The sequence below is a fragment of the Psychrobacter sp. 1U2 genome, from assembly GCF_051847575.1.
Genome location: NZ_JBPYDC010000823.1, coordinates 1 through 818 on the forward strand (window position 1 = coordinate 1; position 818 = coordinate 818).

The following is an 818-nucleotide window of genomic DNA, read 5'->3' on the forward strand; positions in this document are numbered from 1 at the left end:
TGCGATAGTAAGACAGTTTCTGTTAGATGGACCTATTTTAAAATCACTGGCTTCAAAGTTCATTTCCCCGTTGCCACGTATATATAAGCTGTCGTATATCGCTCCTTCAGAGGTAAAGTTGCTAAACTTACAATCTTTGCCCCATATCCACATGCAATAGATAGAGGTGGCCAATGGGCTGTTAGTGTCAGCATGCTTTATAGTTTGACCTCTAAAATGGATGCCGGTCGCTTGAAAGCCATTTCCTTTTTCACGAACTTCAAGCACTGCCGATCTAGATTTAGCATAAAAGTAGGTTTCACCCGTACCGAACAGCCGAATATTAGGTACTCTAGGCTTCAACGCTACCTCATACCTACCATCTGGAAATATAATGTTCGCCCCTCCGCGCTTAGCTGCATCTTCAAGGGCTTCTTCGGGTGTACTATAATTACCCTTATAATAGATGGTGTCTTGATTAGGGTCAGGGTATACGCCCTCAAAATTTTGAGGAGGCAGTACTTCGCCATCCTTTACAAACATACGATTGTGGTGGTAGGCACGGCCACCATTCATATTGAGGCGCGCATAATGAGCATCTGTAGGGGCAGTAACAGTGATGCTTTTAGAATATCTGTCTCTTGCGGATACCCGTTTGATAAAATCTCTGTTGCTATCGTAATAGGCAATATAAATAAATGTGTCACGACCTCTAGGTTGTTCGCTAGAGATGTTATATTTAGCATTTGGCTCTACTTTAATAAAGTCAGATATATCACAACCACGATTATTAACAACGATACCGTCGCTTCTAACCATTTTACCTTCTGAAACTGTAT

Annotated in this window: 1 protein-coding gene; it reads right to left on the minus strand. The window is 41.7% G+C overall.

The window, feature by feature from the left end; genetic code table 11:
• On the minus strand, positions 1–818 hold an 818-nt coding region (locus ACS8FD_RS18955), incomplete at both ends, for a hypothetical protein (protein ID WP_439276998.1).